16 protein-coding genes and 1 riboswitch are annotated in these 16,320 nt (G+C 66.9%); of the genes, 2 read left to right on the top strand and 14 right to left on the bottom strand.

Features of this window, described 5'->3' with window-relative positions:
* Positions 1-3 precede the first annotated feature (3 nt).
* Positions 4-2,568, bottom strand: a complete 2,565-nt coding sequence (locus BDD18_RS18875) for a bifunctional diguanylate cyclase/phosphodiesterase (protein ID WP_170207430.1) — start codon at positions 2,566-2,568, stop codon at positions 4-6.
* Between the two features lie 336 nt (positions 2,569-2,904).
* On the opposite strand from BDD18_RS18875, the gene BDD18_RS18870 reads away from it, so the two are divergent.
* Together BDD18_RS18870 and BDD18_RS18865 are read left to right on the top strand one after the other, a co-directional pair.
* The gene (locus BDD18_RS18870; protein WP_142085163.1) at positions 2,905-3,807 is read left to right on the top strand and encodes a DMT family transporter; all 903 of its coding nucleotides are present in this window, start codon (positions 2,905-2,907) and stop codon (positions 3,805-3,807) included.
* Positions 3,808-3,927: 120 nt separating this feature from the next.
* On the top strand, positions 3,928-4,551 hold the full coding sequence (locus BDD18_RS18865) for a flavin reductase family protein (RefSeq protein WP_142085161.1): 624 nt from the start codon (positions 3,928-3,930) through the stop codon (positions 4,549-4,551).
* A gap of 85 nt (positions 4,552-4,636) precedes the next feature.
* On the opposite strand, the gene BDD18_RS18860 is transcribed toward BDD18_RS18865, so the two are convergent.
* The 13 genes from BDD18_RS18860 to BDD18_RS18800 all read right to left on the bottom strand — a co-directional run bounded on the left by BDD18_RS18860 (position 4,637) and on the right by BDD18_RS18800 (position 16,311).
* Positions 4,637-5,032: a (2Fe-2S) ferredoxin domain-containing protein gene (locus tag BDD18_RS18860; RefSeq protein WP_142085159.1), complete on the bottom strand. Its 396-nt coding sequence runs from the start codon at positions 5,030-5,032 to the stop codon at positions 4,637-4,639.
* Positions 5,029-6,036, bottom strand: a complete 1,008-nt coding sequence (gene cobJ / locus BDD18_RS18855) for a precorrin-3B C(17)-methyltransferase (protein WP_142085157.1) — start codon at positions 6,034-6,036, stop codon at positions 5,029-5,031. Before cobJ ends, BDD18_RS18860 begins: the two co-directional genes overlap by 4 nt.
* Before the next feature lie 20 nt (positions 6,037-6,056).
* On the bottom strand, positions 6,057-6,725 hold the full coding sequence (locus tag BDD18_RS18850) for an energy-coupling factor ABC transporter permease (RefSeq protein ID WP_142085155.1): 669 nt from the start codon (positions 6,723-6,725) through the stop codon (positions 6,057-6,059).
* 13 nt (positions 6,726-6,738) lie between these two features.
* A complete protein-coding gene (locus BDD18_RS18845) occupies positions 6,739-7,209 on the bottom strand; it encodes a cobalamin biosynthesis protein (RefSeq protein WP_142085153.1) in 471 nt (156 codons plus the stop codon).
* Between the two features lie 3 nt (positions 7,210-7,212).
* The gene (locus BDD18_RS18840) at positions 7,213-8,022 is read right to left on the bottom strand and encodes a cobalamin biosynthesis central domain-containing protein (protein ID WP_142085152.1); all 810 of its coding nucleotides are present in this window, start codon (positions 8,020-8,022) and stop codon (positions 7,213-7,215) included.
* Complete coding sequence (cobI, locus tag BDD18_RS18835) at positions 8,019-8,873, bottom strand: precorrin-2 C(20)-methyltransferase (protein ID WP_142085150.1); 855 nt, start codon at positions 8,871-8,873, stop codon at positions 8,019-8,021. The genes BDD18_RS18840 and cobI overlap by 4 nt, the downstream gene beginning before the upstream one ends.
* A complete protein-coding gene (cbiE, locus tag BDD18_RS18830) occupies positions 8,870-10,210 on the bottom strand; it encodes a precorrin-6y C5,15-methyltransferase (decarboxylating) subunit CbiE (RefSeq protein WP_142085149.1) in 1,341 nt (446 codons plus the stop codon). The genes cobI and cbiE overlap by 4 nt, the downstream gene beginning before the upstream one ends.
* Positions 10,207-11,349: a cobalt-precorrin-5B (C(1))-methyltransferase gene (locus BDD18_RS18825; RefSeq protein ID WP_142085147.1), complete on the bottom strand. Its 1,143-nt coding sequence runs from the start codon at positions 11,347-11,349 to the stop codon at positions 10,207-10,209. Before BDD18_RS18825 ends, cbiE begins: the two co-directional genes overlap by 4 nt.
* Before the next feature lie 7 nt (positions 11,350-11,356).
* Entirely contained in the window at positions 11,357-12,043 is a 687-nt protein-coding gene (locus BDD18_RS18820) for a precorrin-8X methylmutase (protein ID WP_142085145.1), read from the bottom strand.
* Complete coding sequence (locus tag BDD18_RS18815) at positions 12,040-13,095, bottom strand: sirohydrochlorin chelatase (RefSeq protein WP_142085144.1); 1,056 nt, start codon at positions 13,093-13,095, stop codon at positions 12,040-12,042. Before BDD18_RS18815 ends, BDD18_RS18820 begins: the two co-directional genes overlap by 4 nt.
* On the bottom strand, positions 13,095-13,901 hold the full coding sequence (gene cobM / locus BDD18_RS18810; protein WP_066694683.1) for a precorrin-4 C(11)-methyltransferase: 807 nt from the start codon (positions 13,899-13,901) through the stop codon (positions 13,095-13,097). Before cobM ends, BDD18_RS18815 begins: the two co-directional genes overlap by 1 nt.
* A 156-nt stretch (positions 13,902-14,057) precedes the next feature.
* A riboswitch (cobalamin riboswitch) is annotated at positions 14,058-14,294 on the bottom strand.
* 16 nt (positions 14,295-14,310) lie between these two features.
* Positions 14,311-15,312 (bottom strand): alpha/beta hydrolase, encoded by a 1,002-nt coding sequence (locus BDD18_RS18805; RefSeq protein WP_142085142.1) that lies wholly within the window; start codon positions 15,310-15,312, stop codon positions 14,311-14,313.
* A gap of 33 nt (positions 15,313-15,345) precedes the next feature.
* Positions 15,346-16,311, bottom strand: coding sequence for a hypothetical protein (locus BDD18_RS18800; RefSeq protein WP_142085140.1), 966 nt, complete (start codon positions 16,309-16,311; stop codon positions 15,346-15,348).
* Positions 16,312-16,320: the final 9 nt, after the last annotated feature.

Here is a 16,320-nt window from a genome sequence, read left to right as displayed (position 1 = left end):
GAATCAGGCCGAAGAAGCAGGCAATGGCCCTGGTTTGGCAAACAAGAAGCCTTGGCCGAGATGGCAACCCAGGGCGCGCAGCGCATCGGCCTGGGCCTGGGTTTCGATGCCTTCGGCCACCACGCTCAGGCCCAGCGAGCCCGCCAGCGCCACCACGGCGCGCACCACGGCGGCGCTGGCGCGGCCCTGGTTGGCGGAGGGGGCGGTGAGCGGGGCGACAAAGCTGCGGTCGATCTTGAGCGTGAGCAGCGGGAAGCGGTGCAGGTAGCCCAGCGACGAGTAGCCGGTACCGAAGTCGTCCAGCGCCAGCGACATGCCGTGGCTGCGCAGCTCGTTGAGCAGGTCGCAGGTGCGCTCGGGGTCGTCGATCAGGGCGCCTTCGGTGATTTCCAGGCACAGGCGCGAGGGCGGCAGGCCCGCGGCTTTCAGCATGTCCAGCAATTGCTGGCAAAAGTGCGGGTTGCGAAAGTGGCGCGGCGCCACGTTCAGGCCCAGGTAGCCGGTGAAGTCGGTCTGGGCGGCAATGGCCTGGCTGGCGGCAGCAAAAATTTGCCAGTCGATGGCCTCCATGCTGCCGCTGTCTTCGGCCACCTGCAAAAAGTCCGTCGGTGCCAGCAGGCCTTCGGTTGGGTGCTGCAAGCGCACCAGGGCTTCATAGCCCCGCACCTGCCCGTCTTTGAGCGACACGATGGGCTGGAAGTGCGGCACAAACTGGCGCTGCTTGAGGGCCGACCACAGGGCGTTTTCGAGGGTCAGCACGCGCAGGGCATCGCTGTGCAAATGCGCGTCGTACAGCTCAAACCGGCGCCGGCCATTGACCTTGGCGCGGTACATGGCGGTGTCGGCGTTGCGCAGCAAGTCGGTGGGGGCCGCTGCAGGCTGGTCGCACATCATGATGCCAATGCTGACGGAAGCGAACAGCTGCTTGCCCTCCACCACCATGGGCTCGTCCAGCACCTGCAGCATGCGCCGCGCCGAGCGCATGGCGGCTTCCAGCGTCTGGGCGTTGCTCAGCAGCACGGCAAACTCGTCACCGCCCACGCGGGCGATCATGTCCGAATCACCCAGCGTGGCCAGCAGGCGCCGCCCGATTTCCTGCAGCACCGCATCGCCCGCATGGTGGCCCATGCTTTCGTTGATGAGCTTGAAGCGGTCCACATCCACAAACATCACCGCAAAGCGGCGATGCTCGTGGCGCTGCAGGCGTGCCTGCAGCCAGGTCAGGCGCTCCAGCAGGTAGCTGCGATTGGGCAGGCCGGTCAGGGCATCGTGCATCACCTGGTGCTGCAGCTGGGCCTCGACCCGCTCGCGCACAGCGATCTGCTCTTGCAGCTGGCCTGTGCGCTCGGCCACGCGCTGCGCCAGCTCGGCGTTGGCGCGTTGCAATGAATCGGTGGTGCGGCGGCGCACCAGGCTGCTGGCGATCTGGTGCGAGACAAAGCTCAGCAGCAGCCGGTCGCGGTCGGAATACGCCACGTCGGCCTGATAGCTTTGCACGGCAATCACGCCCAGCGCCCGCCCGTCGCACACCAGCGGTACGCCCAGCCAGGAATTGGCACGGGGCCCGGCCGTCTGGAAAACGCCTTGGGCAATGAGCTCATCGGCCTCGGCCCGGTTCACCAGCAGCGGCTTGCAGGTGCGCAGCACGTATTCGGTCAGCCCCCGGCCCATGCGCCGGGTGATGCCCTTGCCGCCCTGCTCGTCCACATAGTAGGGAAATTCCAGCACCTGCCCGTCCTCCGACACCAGGGCGATGTAGCAGTTGCGGGCGTTGATGAGATCGCCCACGGTGTCATGCACAGCGCGGTAGAAATCGTCCATGCTGCCCATGTCATTGGCGCGCTCGGCAATGCGGTACAGGGCGGCCTGCAGCCGCTCGCCACGCTGGCGGCGGGTCACCTCGGCCACCAGGGCCTGATTGGCCCGGGCCAGCTCGGCGGTGCTGACCTGCACAGCCTGCTCCAGGTCCTGCTGGCTTTGCTTGCGCTGCACGGCGGTGAGCACGTGGCTGGCCACAAACTCCAGCAGCGCCTGTTCTTCGGGTCCGTAGCGATTGGGCTCGTCGTAGCTTTGCACCACCAGGGCGCCGCGCACGTGGCTGCCCTCGCGCAGGGGAACGCCCAGCCAGTCCTGCGCATGGGCGCCGCGCGCCCGCAAGGGGCCGGGCACCTGCTGCGCCAGAGCCTGCATCGAGCCGCGCCGGGGCAGGCCGTCGCGCACCAGGTACCAGGTCAGCGCCTGGGCGTAGTCGGCCATGGGGATGCGCTGGCCGCTCTGGGGCTGGTCCGGGGTGGCTTCGTCCACCATGTAGATGAAGTCCAGGCTGTCGCTGGCCTCGTCGTACAGCGCCATGAACAGGTTGCGCGCGTACATGAGCGAGCCCACGATGGCGTGCAACTGCTGCAGCATGTGGGGCATTTCCAGGTCGGAGCTGGACAGCTCTGAGATGGCAAACAGGGCGCGCTGCAGGCGCTCGGCCTGCTCAGCCCGGTGGACTGCGGCACGCAAACGCTCCAATTCGCTGGAGGTGACCTCTGGTTCTGGAAGCGGGGAGCGCGTGTCTTTCATGGCGGGGGGTATCCGCACATTGTTGCGCATGCCGAGGGGACGAATCGGCAAACGGGCCGCTGGCGTCGCTGCAAAACGGAACAACGTTGTGCTGACGCACCATTTTCAACGACTTTTCGGCGGCCTGCTGCCCCCCACCAAGACGGGGGCAAGCAGCTCCTGGGCCGCATGGAGGCAGGCGCGCTAGGAGAGCCACCCGTGACCCCTGCCCTGCGCAGGCGGCCCAGGCGTGGCAGAGTACGCATTGCGCGGCAAAAAGCCCCCAGCGCCGCGCACGTGGGACGGCGCCCGCCACCTTCCTCGTTTCCACCAGCTTTCTCCCTGATTGGCCCGCCCATGAATTCTTCCGCTGTGCAGAGCACGCCCCGCCCTGGCCTGAGCGACACCGCCTACCCCTTGCTGTTCGTGGCCCTGTGGAGCACCGGCTTCATCGGCGCCAAGCTGGGCCTGCCCTATGTGGAGCCGCTGACCTTTCTGGCGTTGCGGTTTGCCATCGTCACGGTGCTGATGCTGGCGGTGGCCCAGTGGTTTCGCGCGCCTTGGCCGCGCAGTGCGCGGCAGTGGCTGCACATTGCGGTGTCGGGCCTGCTGGTGCATGGCGTGTACGCGGGTGGGGTGTTCACCGCCATTGGCCACGGCCTGCCTTCGGGCATCACGGCGCTGGTGGTGGGGCTGCAGCCGTTGCTCACAGCCCTGGCCGCCGGGCTGCTGCTAGGCGAACGGGTGCGGCCCGCGCAGTGGTGCGGGCTGGCCCTGGGGTTTGCCGGTGTGGCGCTGGTGGTGGCGCAAAAAATTGCCTCCGTGCCCAGCCAGGCGCTGCTAGCCATGCTGCTGCCCGCTGTGGTGGCGCTGGTGGGCATCACCTGCGGCACGCTGTACCAAAAGCGCTTTTGCCCGGCGTTTGACCTGCGCTCGGGCTCGGTGATCCAGTACCTGCCCTGCGTGGCCGCCATGGCCGTGCTGGCCAGCCTGACCGAAACCATGCAGATCCATTGGACGGGCCAGTTCATGTTTGCCCTGGGCTGGCTGGTGCTGGTGCTGTCGGTGGGCGCAGTCAGCCTGCTGAACCTGCTGATTGGCCGGGGCAGCGCCGTGAACGTGGCCAGCCTGTTCTACCTGACCCCACCCACCACCGCGCTCATCGCCTGGGCGCTGTTTGGCGAAACGCTGTCGGGCCTGGCCCTTGTGGGCATGGTGGTGGCCGTGGCCGGCGTGTGGCTGGCGCGCCAGGGCAAATGATGCACACCGCAGGCACACAACCAACCTTCAAGCAAAATCAGGCTCTAGCGCTCATGCAGAAAGCGCAAGCAGCTATGCTTTTAATAGCAAATTGATCCCATGGAACAAGGACAGCAACCCATGACCGCTCGCACCCTGCACAGCTACGAACCCCGCAAGGGCCACGGCCTGCCGCACGACCCGTTCAACGCCATCGTCGGCCCGCGCCCGATTGGCTGGATCTCTACCTGCAACGCGCAGGGTGCGCTCAACCTGGCGCCCTACAGCTTCTTCAACGCCTTCAATTACGTGCCGCCCATCGTCGGCTTTGCCAGCATTGGCGCCAAAGACACGCTGCGCAACATCGAGGAAACCGGCGAGTTCGTTTGCAACCTGGCCACCCGCGATCTGGCCGAGGCCATGAACCAGACCTGCGCCGCCGTGGCGCCGGAGGTGAGTGAATTTGAGCTGGCGGGCCTTACCCCCTTGGCCAGCACGCAGGTGCGCCCGCCGCGCGTGGCCGAAAGCCCCGTCACCCTGGAATGCCGCCGCACGCAGGTCTTGCAACTGCAAGGGGCCGACGGGGTACAGGTGCCAACCTGGCTGGTGCTGGGCGAGGTGGTGGCCGTGCACATCGACACCGCCTTGCTCAAGGACGGCGTGTACGACACGGCCAGCGCAGGCCACATCCTGCGCGCAGGCGGCCCCGCCGATTACTTCACCGTGGGGCCGGAACAGTTGTTCAAGATGTACCGGCCGCGCTGAGCGTGCCAAGGGGTCGCCACAAGCAAAAATAGCCGCCAGCGCCCATGAAATAAGCGCCAGCAGCTACAAAACAAATATCAACCCATCACCCCCCGGTGGGCCCCTGGTGAAACACCAGCTCTTGCACCGGCTGCCCGCCCACCAGGTGCTCGGTGATGATGCGGTCCATGTTGGCGGGGGTGACGTTGTAGTACCAGGTGCCATCGGGCTGCACGCACATCACCGGGCCGCCTTTGCACGCCGCAAAGCAGCCCACGCGGCTGCGCTTCACGCGCAGTTCTCCATCGTTCAAACCCGCGGCCTTGAACTTGGCCCCCAGGCTGTCGAACAGGTCTTGCGCCTCGCCGTTTTGCGTGCAGCGGGGGCCGGTGCAAATGAGCAGGTGACGGCGGTAGTCGCTGATCTTGGGGCGCACGACCTCGGAGGGCGTTGCATCGGCGGCCACAGCCGCGTTCGTGGTGTCGGTGCTCTCGGTGCTCATGCATCGACCTCCTCGGGCGCATCTTGCGCTGCGGCTTCCAGCGGGTTTTCAAGGGTGTCGCGGATGTATTCCACCGGCAGGCGGTGGCGCTGGGCCAGGGCTTCGATGCTGTCGCCCGCAGCATGGTCGGCAAACAGATTCTCCAGCCAGCCGTTGAGCCCGGTGGAGAGCGACCGGCCAGGGCGCTCGCCCTCGCGCGTGGTGCCGCCCGCCTGCACGTCGTATTTGTTGGCATAGCCGCGTGGCGTGACCATCAGGCCGTTTTGCACCACGGTGTTGCTGTTCCCGATGAGCACGGTACTGAGCATGCCGATGTCGGCATCGCTCATGTGCGCCAGCGTGGTGAACTCGATGCGCTCACGGCGGCGGTAGGCGCTCTTGACGATGGCCACGGGCGTATCAGGGCTGCGGTGGCGCAGGAAAAGGCGCTGCGCTTCCACAATCTGCCGCGTGCGGCGGCCGCTCTTGGGGTTGTAGAGGGCCACCACAAAATCGGAGTAAGCCACGGCATCCAGCCTGCGCGCAATGGTGGGCCAGGGCGTGAGCAAATCCGACAGCGAGATGGCGCAAAAGTCGTGCGTGAGCGGCGCGCCCACCAGGGCCGCGCAGCTGTTGAGGGCCGAGGCGCCGGGCACCACTTCCACCACAATGCCGCCTGCTTCGGGCACGCCGTTCTCGTCCACGGCGGGCGGTGTCCACCCGGCCTGGAACAGCACTTCAAACGTAGGCCCGGCCATGCCGTACACGCCTGCATCGCCCGAAGAGATGAGCGCCACCTTCTTGCCCTGGCGGGCGCGCTCCAGCGCCTCGATGGCGCGATCCAGCTCTTCGGTCATGGACTTGCGGATGATCTCTTTGCCCTCGATGAGGTCAGCCACCAGCTTGATGTAGGTGACGTAGCCGATGATGGTGTCGGCCTCGGCAATGGCGGCGCGGGCGCGCGCCGTCATGTGCTCGGTGCTGCCGGGGCCGATGCCCACGAGCATGATTTTTCCTGCGGTCATGGAATCAGCCCTTGTGCAGATCAAGCAGACGCCACTGCAGGCGCTGCGCGGCGCAGCAGGCCTTCGTCAATGCAGGCGGCGAGCAGGCGTTGACCCACGCGGCTGCCACGCAGACGGCCCGCCAGGGCCACCAGGCCGATGGTCAGCAGTGGCTCCACGGCAACCAGGCTGGTGTACGAGGCTGCAAACAGCGCCCAGTCGGCCACGGGGGCAGCATCGTTGCTGATGGACAGCCAGAAGCCCACCATCAGGGTCACGCCTGCGTAGTACACGGCGTCGAGCTTGAGCACATTGGCCACGCTGATGCCTTGCATCTTCTTGCCCAGGGTGTGGTGCACGGTGACCAGCGGCACGGCCAGGCTCAGGAAGTTGACGGCCAGGTGGGCCATGTCCTGCGGCTCAAACACCAGGGCTTGCACCAGCAGGCCCAGGCCAAAGCCAAACAGCGTGGGGATGAAGCCGAACAGCAGGTACACCGGCATGGCGCCCACCAGGTGCAGCTCCGACGGGCCCACGGGCAGGTACCATGCCTGCATCAGCACGCTGAAGAAGAACGCTGCCAGCGCCGTGCGCAGCCAGGCGGTGGGGCTTTTGAGCAGGCCCATGGTGTGGGCGCCCAAAAGGGCCGTGGCCGCGACGCTTGCGTAGGCCAGCTTTTCAGGGGAGATGATGCCGATTTCGATGTGCATGGGAGGTTTCCTTTCAAGAAACGGACGGGGGTAAAAAAGGGGTGGAGGGCGCTGCGGCCATGCGGGCGATGGACACGGTGGCGTTCTTGCCATCGGGCCCGCGCAACTTGTGCTTTTCCACCACCAGGGCGTGCAGATCGGCCTGTGCGGCCAGCAGGGCAGCGGCCTCGCTCACCGAGGGGGTGCCCATGTAGCGCTGCACGGTGGCCGAGGGGTTGGGCACGGGCACAGCCGCCAGTTGCGCGGCGCTGTACCACTGCAAAGGCCAGCCATGCTGCGCGGCCAGTTGCAAAAAAGCGGCTTCGTCGGCCTTGGCTTCAATGCTCGCCAGCACCGCCACATCGGCCAGCGTGCCACCGGCCAGTGCCAAGGCCTGCCGCAGGCACTGCTGCACGGTGGCCAGGGGCGTGCCCCGGTCGCAGCCCAGACCAATGGCAAGGGCAAGGGCCACTGGCGCGGATGATTGGCTTGCTACCGCAGACATGGCTCAGGCCGTGGTGGCATCTGCAGCTTGCCCCACGGGCGGGCGGTACACCACCAGGCGCTCGGCCCAGTCGGACCAGAGGGTGTCGGGCACATCCGCATGGGTGACCCACAACACAGCCTTGTGGTGATCGGGCCGCACCTGCGCAAACGCGGTGAGGCATTCCACATTGGCGGGCAGCGGCGTGGGCCGGGTCCACCAGCGGGTGCTGCCCGCCTCTTGCACCAGGGCAATCGGCTCGCCGTTGACCACATGGGCCGACACGCGGGTGATGTTGAGCTTGGGGGCCTGCACCTGCCAGCCCAGGTGGCGGCCCAAAATGTCCACGGGAATGGTCTTGCCCACATCGGATGCGGTGGTGAGCACGGGCGTCGCGCCCAGCAAGTCGGCAATGCGCTCGCTCATGGCGTTGGCGCCGCCCACATGGCCGGAGAGCACCGGGATGACGAACTGGCCCGCATCGTCCACCACCGTCACGCCGGGGTCTTCGTCCTTGGACTTGAGCACTGGCGCAATCAGGCGCACCACAGCGCCGAGCGATACAAAAAACACGAGCTGGTCATAGCTCTCAAACAGCGGGGCCATCTCGTCACGCAGGGCACCTTCGTAGGCGCGCACGGGGTTGGGCAGGCCATCGAACGCCTGCGCAAACTTGGCGGCGGTGCAGATGTGGGCCTCGGGCAAGTCACGCGCCAGCTGGGCGGCCTGCGCCGCGCCATGGCGGGTGATGGCGACGATGCAGACGCGGGCCTCCTGCTCAGGATTCACAGGGGCAGAGAGCACCACGGCGGGTGATACAGAGGATGCAGTCATTCAGCGGTTTCCTGTTCGGCAGAGAGGCCGCTGCCATCCACAGCAGGCAACGGCGCAGGCGATGTCTTTTTGAGGCAGCCCTTGATGCGCTCACCCCGTATGCGGTGCGGGTTCTTCACGATCATGAGCGAGAGGTAACTGACCTTGGTGCCGCGCAGGGTGGGCAGGTCCACGCCGTTCACGCTGCGTTCGTCCGGCGCACCCACGCGCTCGATGAACTGGGTGTGGGGCAGCAAGCCGCGCTGGGTGAGCCAGTCGATCAGGTCGTCCATCAGCGGCTTGACCTTCATGAGCACCAGGGTGTCAAAGTCGGTGAGCAAACGGTCCACCGCGCTCACGCCGTAGGCGGCGGGCACGATGGCAATGGTGTCGTCCTGCTCCGCCAGGGGCATGCCACGGGCGGCGCAAGCGGCCGCGAAGGCGTTCACACCTGCAATCACCGGCACGTCAATGCGCGCATCCAGCGCCTGCACGGTGCGGGCCAGGTGGCCAAAGGTGGCGTAGGTGCTGGCGTCGCCCTCCACCAGAAACAGCACGTCCTGCCCCGCCAGCAGCCAGGGCAGCACCGTCTCTGCGGCGCGCATCCAGGCGCGGGCCAGCTTGTCGCCATCGTGCGTCATGGGGAACAGCAGCGTCTGGTGCTGCGCGGGCGGCGCAAGCCCGGCACGCTGCACGATGTCAAACGCATAGCTGGGCGTTTTGGTGCTGCGCGCGGGGTAAGTCCACACGGCATCGGTGCGCTGCAGCTGCGCCCACGCTGCGCGGGTAATGAGGCCAGGGTCGCCGGGGCCGAGGGAGACGCCGATGAGGCGGCCCAGTGCAGGGGGATTCTGAAGCATGGTCTCGCTCATGCGGCCTCCCCTTGCGCGGTTTGCACGGCTGACGCGGCCGGCATCGCACTGCCCTCGCCGCGCTGCGCGCACACGATCCACACGGGGTTTTCTGCCGCCATGCGGTGCATGTGCAAAATGGGTTTGCTGCGGGCCGCCTGCAATTGCAGCACATCCCACACCGCGCCCTGGGCTTGCAGCGCTTGGGTGGCGCTGGCCAGGTTTTCGAGCGTGACCAAGTTCATCACCAGCCAGCCGCCCGTACGCAGGCGGCGCAGGCACAGGGCGATCAGCTCTTGCAGCTCGCCGCCCGAGCCGCCGATGAAAACGGCGTCCGGGTCAGGCCACGCATCCAGCCCCTCGGGGGCCTTGCCGTGCACCAGCGTGTGGTTGCTCACGCCAAAGGCACGGGCGTTCTGGCCTGCAATGGCATGGTCGGCCTCGTTCTTTTCGATGGCCCACACATGGCCTTGCGGGCACAGGCGAGCGGCTTCAAGCCCCACCGAGCCGCTGCCCGCGCCAATGTCCCACACGCGGCTGTCGGCACGCAGTTGCATACGGGCCAGCGACACGGCGCGCACCTCTTGCTTGGTGATGAGCCCTTTGTCGGGCTGGCGCTGGTGGTAGGCGCTGTCGGCCAGGCCCATGCGCACGGGCTGAGGGCGCACCTGGCTGCGCACCAGCACCACCACGTTGGGGTCGGCAAAGGTCTGCTGAGCAGCGTCGTGCGGTGATAGCTCGGCCACCACGCGCTCGTCGCGCATGCACAGGCGCTCGGCCACGGCCATCTGAAAATCGTCGCCCAGCCCTTCGGCCACGATCAGGCGGGCAATGCGGTCCGGCGTGTTGTCGGGGCTGGTGAGCACCAGCAGGCGGTCGTGCTGGCGCAGGCTTTGCGCCAGGGCATACAGGCCGTGGCCGGGCTCGGCACCCACTTGCCATTCGCCTGCGTCCTTGCTGTGCACCGACACAATGCGCGCATCCTGCCAGGCCAGGCCCAGGCGGGCGCAGGCGAGCTGCACGGTCGAGAGGTTGGGTAGCACCTCCACCGCCTCAATGCACAGGCGCGATGCCAGGTAGCTGGCAATGCCGTGGCACAGCGGGTCGCCGGTGGCCAGCACCACGCTGGTTTGGCCCGCTTCCCGCGCGGCGGCAATCCAGCCGGGCACGGCGCTGAGCTGGCCCGTCAAATCACGGCGCTGGGCGTGAGGGGCGATGTCGTCGTCCAGCAGGGCCAGCGTGCGGCTGCCGCCCACCACCACATCGGCACGGCGCAGCAGGGCCAGTGCGGTAGGGCTCAGGCTGGCAGCGCCATCGTCCAGCACACCGATCACTCGGCAAGGTTGGGGGTCGGTCATGTCGTTTCTGAAGTTGAAGAAGCGGCTTCGGCCATCTTGATGCCGTCAAAGTCGCACACCAGCACCTGCAGGCGGAATTGGCCGCCGTAGCGGTCAGGGGCCATCAGGGTGCGCACCACGGCCTGGGCCAGCGCTTCATGGAAGGCGGTGGCCAAGCCCAGGGCCTGCATGCGCTCGGCAGCAAAGCGGGCGGTTTCGGCGGCGGCAATCTCGGCGCACATCTCGGGCGGCGCGCCAATGCGGGCGGCCAGTTGGGCAAGCAGCTCGGTGTCCACCTCAGCACGGTTGGCGTGGGTGATGGTTTCGCCCTGGGCAATTTTGGTGAGCTTGCCCACCATGCCGCCAATGACCACTTCGGTGAGGCCCTGCGCCACGGCTTCGTCGAGCGCGTAGCGCAAAAAGTCGCCCATCTGCACAAAGCAGGCAGGGGGCAGCGCAGCGCGCTCTTTCATCGCAAACTGCTCGGTGCGCCCGCCGGTGGTGAGCACCACCACACCGTGGCCCAGCGTGGCCGCCACCTGCACGCCCTGCACCACGCTGGCGCGGTAGGCCGAGGTGGAATACGGCTTGACGATGCCGGTGGTGCCGAGGATGGAGATGCCGCCCAGAATGCCCAGGCGGGCGTTGAGCGTCTTGCGTGCCATCTCCACGCCCTGGGGCACGGAGATGGTGACCTCCAGCCCCGCATGGGCCAGCAGCGGCGCCCCTGCAGCGCGCACGTTGTCTTCAATGTTGCGGCGGGGCACGGGGTTGATGGCGGGGCCACCCACTTCCAGGCCCAGCCCGGCCATGGTGACGGTGCCCACACCAAAGCCGCCGCACAGGCGCACCACACCGGCTTCGCCGGGCAGCACACGCACATCGGCAGTGAGGTGGGCCTTGTCGGTGCAATCGGGGTCGTCGCCTGCATCCTTGATGACCATGGCGTGGGCCGTGGCAGGGGCCTCTGGATTGCTGACATCGCAGCGCCCGTCGTTCACCGCAAAGCGCACCGTATCGCCGTTGGGCAGCAGGCAGTCCACCGCGTCAGGCACAGCGCCATGCACCAGGCCCTGCACAGCAGCCGCAGCGGCGGCGGCAGAGCAAGCCCCGGTGGTGAACCCGGTGCGGGTGCCCCGGCGAACGGTTTTTTCCATCATGGCGGTGTCAGCCCTGGGCGGTCGCCAGCTTTTGCTGCGCCTCGGCCAAGGACAGCAAAGCATGCACGGCGGCCACCACCAGCGTGGAGCCTCCTTTGCGCCCGCGAATCACCAGCCAAGGCACCTCGTGCTGGCTGGCGATCAGGTCTTTAGACTCGGCCGCCGACACAAAGCCCACCGGCATGCCCACCACCAGCGCGGGGCGCACGCCCTCCTCTGCAATCAGCCGGGCCAGCTCGATCAGTGCGGTGGGCGCATTGCCAATGCCCACGATGGCGCCTTCAAGCAAGCCCAGGCGGTGGGCCTTGCGCATGGCCTGTACCGCACGGGTGGTGTTTTCGGCCTGGGCCTGGGCAATCACGTCGGCGTCCGAAATGAACTGGTGCGTGACCATGCCAAAGTGCGCCAGGCGCGGCACCGACAGGCCCGAGCAGATCATCTCTACATCGGCCACCACGGGCGTGCCACCACGCAGCATGGCGCGGATGCCGGCTTGCACGGCCTGGGGATGAAAGTCGGTCAGCCCGTTGAAATCAAAATCGGCGTTCGCATGGATCATGCGGCGCACGATGGGCCACTGCTCGGGCGTGTAGCTGTGGCCCTGCACCTCGGCGTCAATGATGGCAAAGCTGTCGTGCTCGATGGCCTGGCCTGCACGCGTGAGCTGTTCGGTGACGGTGTTGATGGTGCTCATGCGGCTTGCCCGTCGGCATGGACGGGGTGGTGGGCAGCATGGACATGCCCATGTTCGTGGTCATGCCCGTGATGGTGGGCATGGCTATGGTCGTGTGCATGGTCATGCTCATGCGCAGGCCCATGGCCGTGCACATGCACCACCGCCTCTGTGGCCGGTGCGTGGACATGCGTGTGTTCGTGGCTGTGCCCATGGCCCAGGTCGTGGGCAATCTCGCGGTATTTGCAGCCATCGCAGGGCAGCTTGGCGTCGGGCACGCCCGCGCGCAGGTCGGCCACGCGCTGCTCCAGCAGGGCAAAGATTTCTTTTTCAAACCCGAAGTACGAGGCCTCTGCAAACCGCACCTGCGGGTACTGCTGGCGCAGGTGATCCACCTGGCGGGCAATGCGCTGCATGAGCGTGCCGGTGAACAGGTAGTACGGCAACACCACCACCTGTTTCATGCCCAGCAGCACCTGCCGCTGCACGGCGCGCTCCAGGCGCGGCCAGGTGATGCCGGTGAAGGCCAGGTCCACCAGTTCGTGGTCTGTCTCCTCCATCAGCCAGCGGGCCATCTTGGCGACATCGCCATTGGCCTGGCGGTCAGACGAGCCGCGCCCCAGCAACACCACACCGGTGGTGGTGGGGTCAGGCATGTCCAGCTCGCTCATGCACTTGCGCAGGTTGCGGCGCAGCACATCCAGGATGGGGTCGCACGCAGTGAGGTGCGGGCCATACAGAAATTCGGTGCCGGGGCAGTGTTCGCGGGCATGCTCAATGGCCTCGGGAATCTCCATCTTCACGTGGCCTGCCGCATTCAGGATGAGCGGTAGCACCAGCACGCGGCGCGCGTTACGCCCGGCTTGCTGCAGGCCATCATGCAGGCTAGGGGCGGCAAATTCGATGAAGCACACCTCAATATTCCAGCCGGGCTGGCGCGTACGCCACTGGGCCACAAAGCGGTGGATTTCGTCGTTGCCCTCGGGCTCGCGCGAGCCGTGGCCGATGAGCAGGATGGTGTCTTCGTGGCGTGCGCCGTGGTGTGTACCGAGGGGCGTGGCTGGGGTTTGCATCAGGAAGTCTCCGTGGGCGTGGCAGGCACACTGGCCTTGCGAAAGCGGTGGGTGAAGCTGGCGTCGTACAGCTTGGACTTGGCAAGCGTGGGCCAGTGGCGCGCACCCAGGTTGGGGCTGGCAATCACCATGGCCTGGCTGACCACCTTGGCGTCGCGGCAGCGCTGGCGGATGTCGGCCAGCGTGCCGCGGATGATGAGTTCCTCACCCGGCCAGCTGGCCTTGTGCACCACCAGCATGGGGGCGTCATCGGCCCAGCCCGCCGCGCGCAGTTGCTCCTGCACCTTGTGCAGCAGGGTGATGGACAGGAAGATGCACAGCGTGCAGTGGTGGCGCGCCAGCTCGGCCAGCGACTCGCCTTCGGGCATGGGCGTGCGGCCTTCCACGCGGGTGAAGATCACGCTCTGCGTGACTTCGGGCAGCGTGAAACTCTCCACCGCCGCAGCGGCCGAGGCCATGGCCGAGGACACCCCCGGCACCACGCGCACAGGTACCCCAGCGGCATCGAGCGGCTGCACCACTTCAATCAGCGCGCCATACAAGGCAGGGTCGCCCGTCTGCAGGCGGATGACCACAGCGTGCTGCTGCGCCTGGGCAATGAGCCATGCTGCCATCTGCTCCAGCGTCATGTCCTTGCTGTCGGCAATGGTGCAGCCGGGCGGTGCCCAGCGGGTCACGGCCTCGTTGACCAGCGAACCTGCAAACAGGATGGCTCCCGCCCGCTCAATCAGGGAGCGGCCCTTGACGGTGATGAGCTCCGGATCACCCGGTCCCGCGCCCACAAACCAGACGGTACCGACCGTCATGGCTGGCGCCAGCCCCAGCTGTCCATGGATGCACCATGACCCGCCAAATGCTGCGCCGCTGGCTGCATCGCCAGCACAAAGAAATTCAACATGAAAACGACCCGGACTGACCCAGACCCCTGCCTCCCCGCAGGTTCTGTGAAATGGGTGGGCACGTGGCTCACCCGCTTGTCGGCCGGTCTCCGGGCTGGCGAGATGTTCCTGCGAATCCTTCCCAGGCTCTCAGAACCCAGTGGACATGTGAAGCAGGCTGAAGGCATGCAGCCTTCTCTCGCTTACCGTTGCGGGGGCAGCTCAGGTTAAGCGCGACTCGTGGTGGGCCGCGCTCTCCTGATTCCCGTTTAACTGTGCCGTTGCAATAACGGCACGAGCACCAACGGGGGCGAGTATAGGGCCTGTGAGGATCGGGTCAACGAAAGGTCACGCTGGCGCACAGCCCGCGCTGGGGTGCGCGGCCCCAGCCCTCCACAGCGCCCCACACCTGCTGCAAGCCATCCACTTCACCCGCCTGCAGGCCGTGGTTGGCACCGGCCAGGCGCAGCGCGCAGTAGGGTGCGTTGCGGTGCTGGGCACGTTGGGCAAATTGCTCGTAGGCGGCGGGGGGCACCATGTCATCTGCATCGCCCCAGGCGTGCAGCACGGGCCATGGGCCCTGCAGCAAGGGTTGTTGCACGGGCCATTGCCACAGGTCGCGCCAGTAGCGCAGGCTGCGCCCCTGCACCACCTGCGTGTCCGCACCAGGCCCGGCCTGGGCACGGCCCAGCGCAGCCCAGTCAGCTGCATGCCCGAGGCGCTCGGCCTGCATCTGGCCGGCATCACGCGGGTCCAGCCCACTGCCCGCCATCATCACCAGGCCCGCCAGCCCAGGACCTGTGCTGGCTGCCAGGGAAGGCAGCAGTTCCACCCCTTCCGAAATACCCACCAGCAGCCATGGCACGTCGGTATGGCTGTGACCTTGCGTCGTGGTGAGCTGTTTCAGCGCGGCGCGCGCGTGGTGGGCCCATGCAGAAAGGTGGTCAGCCTGCACAAAGCGCGCGGGGCAATCGGCCGCTGGCGTGGTGTCTGCAGGGTGTACGCCCGGCTTGTGCAGCACGGTCACCTGCGCGTGCAACAGGCCCCGAAAGTAGCGATCAGCAAAGGGCCCCATACCGGCGCAGCCCGAGCCAGGAACGACCACCACGCGGTAGCGCAGGGGTGGCACCAGCGGGCCCCGCTGCAGGGCCCACAGCTCCTCACTGTGGGCCCCTGGCAGGCGCTGCGCAGAGAAGTGTTCGGCGCCACTGGCTGCCGCTGCAGGCGTCTGAACCAAGCAGGCTTGCAGGCTGAGCGCCGCCAGAAAAAAGGCCAGCACAAGGCTGGCCTGGGCAACGCCGGGGCGGTGGGGCTGGGTCACCTCAGAAGCGCAGGTCATGCCCACGTTGTGCAACCCGGCCCACCCCACCCATCACTTGAGGATGAGCACCTGTTCAGGCTGCTGCGGCACTGGCACAGGCTGAGCCTGGCCACCACCAGCGGGGTACCCCATGGGCTGGGGTGGACGCACACCGCGCGAAAGGTGCGCGTCGGTGTAGCCGAGCTGGTTGGCCAGTTGCAGGTACACGTCTTGCGCGAGGCTTTGCGAGGTCTCGCGGATCACCTTGGCGCGGTTGGGCGGGGCAATGTCACCACGGGTGGAGAGGATCTTGGTGTCGTTGCCTTCACCCTGGGCAGAGAACGCGGCCTTGATCTCGTAGGTCTTGGTGTTGATGAGCGAGAAGTCGGCCAGCAGTTGCAGGCCGTACTGGCGCGTGGCGTTGCTGGTGCCCTGGATGGGGTGCAGCGCATCGGTGAAGTCGATGCTGGAGACCACGCCAAACAGCACGTAGTCGGCGCCGTTGAATTCGCCCTTCTTGATGCGGGCGATCACGTCGGTGACCTGGGGCTGCGCCTTGGGCGCAGCCATCTTGCCGCCCTGCACCTGGTTGAGCACCTGCTCGGCCTTGGAAGGCTGCGGCGTGCCCGCGTCAAAGCCCTTGCCCTGCACCAGGCGGAAGTAGGTGCCTTGCAGCAAGGCACCCTTGATGTCGTTGGTGTAGCCACCCAGCTCGCGCTGTTCGATGTAGCTGTAGGTACCGGCCACGTAGGTGCCGCTGGCCTGCTCAGACGCCTGCACCGACTGGCTGCCCGAATACGAGCCGCCACCGCCGTACATGCCATGGCTGTGGCTGCCGCTTTGGCTGCTGCGGGCGCTCATCTGGGCGCTGCGCTGGTAGGCACCGGCCACGAAGTATTCCGACACGCGCTGTGCGTAGGCCAGATCGGTCACGGCGATTTTGGGGGCCGCGTTTTGCGCGAAGGCGCTGCTGCCCCAGGCCAGCGTGGTGGCGGCGACCACGGCCAGGGCCGTGTGCAAAGTGGTTCTGCGTTGCATGGTGTGCTC

Origin of the sequence: Acidovorax temperans (assembly GCF_006716905.1) — a bacterium.
Lineage (GTDB): Bacteria > Pseudomonadota > Gammaproteobacteria > Burkholderiales > Burkholderiaceae_C > Acidovorax > Acidovorax temperans.
The sequence above is the reverse complement of the archived record's forward strand: the minus strand, read 5'-3'. Positions and strand labels throughout refer to the sequence as shown.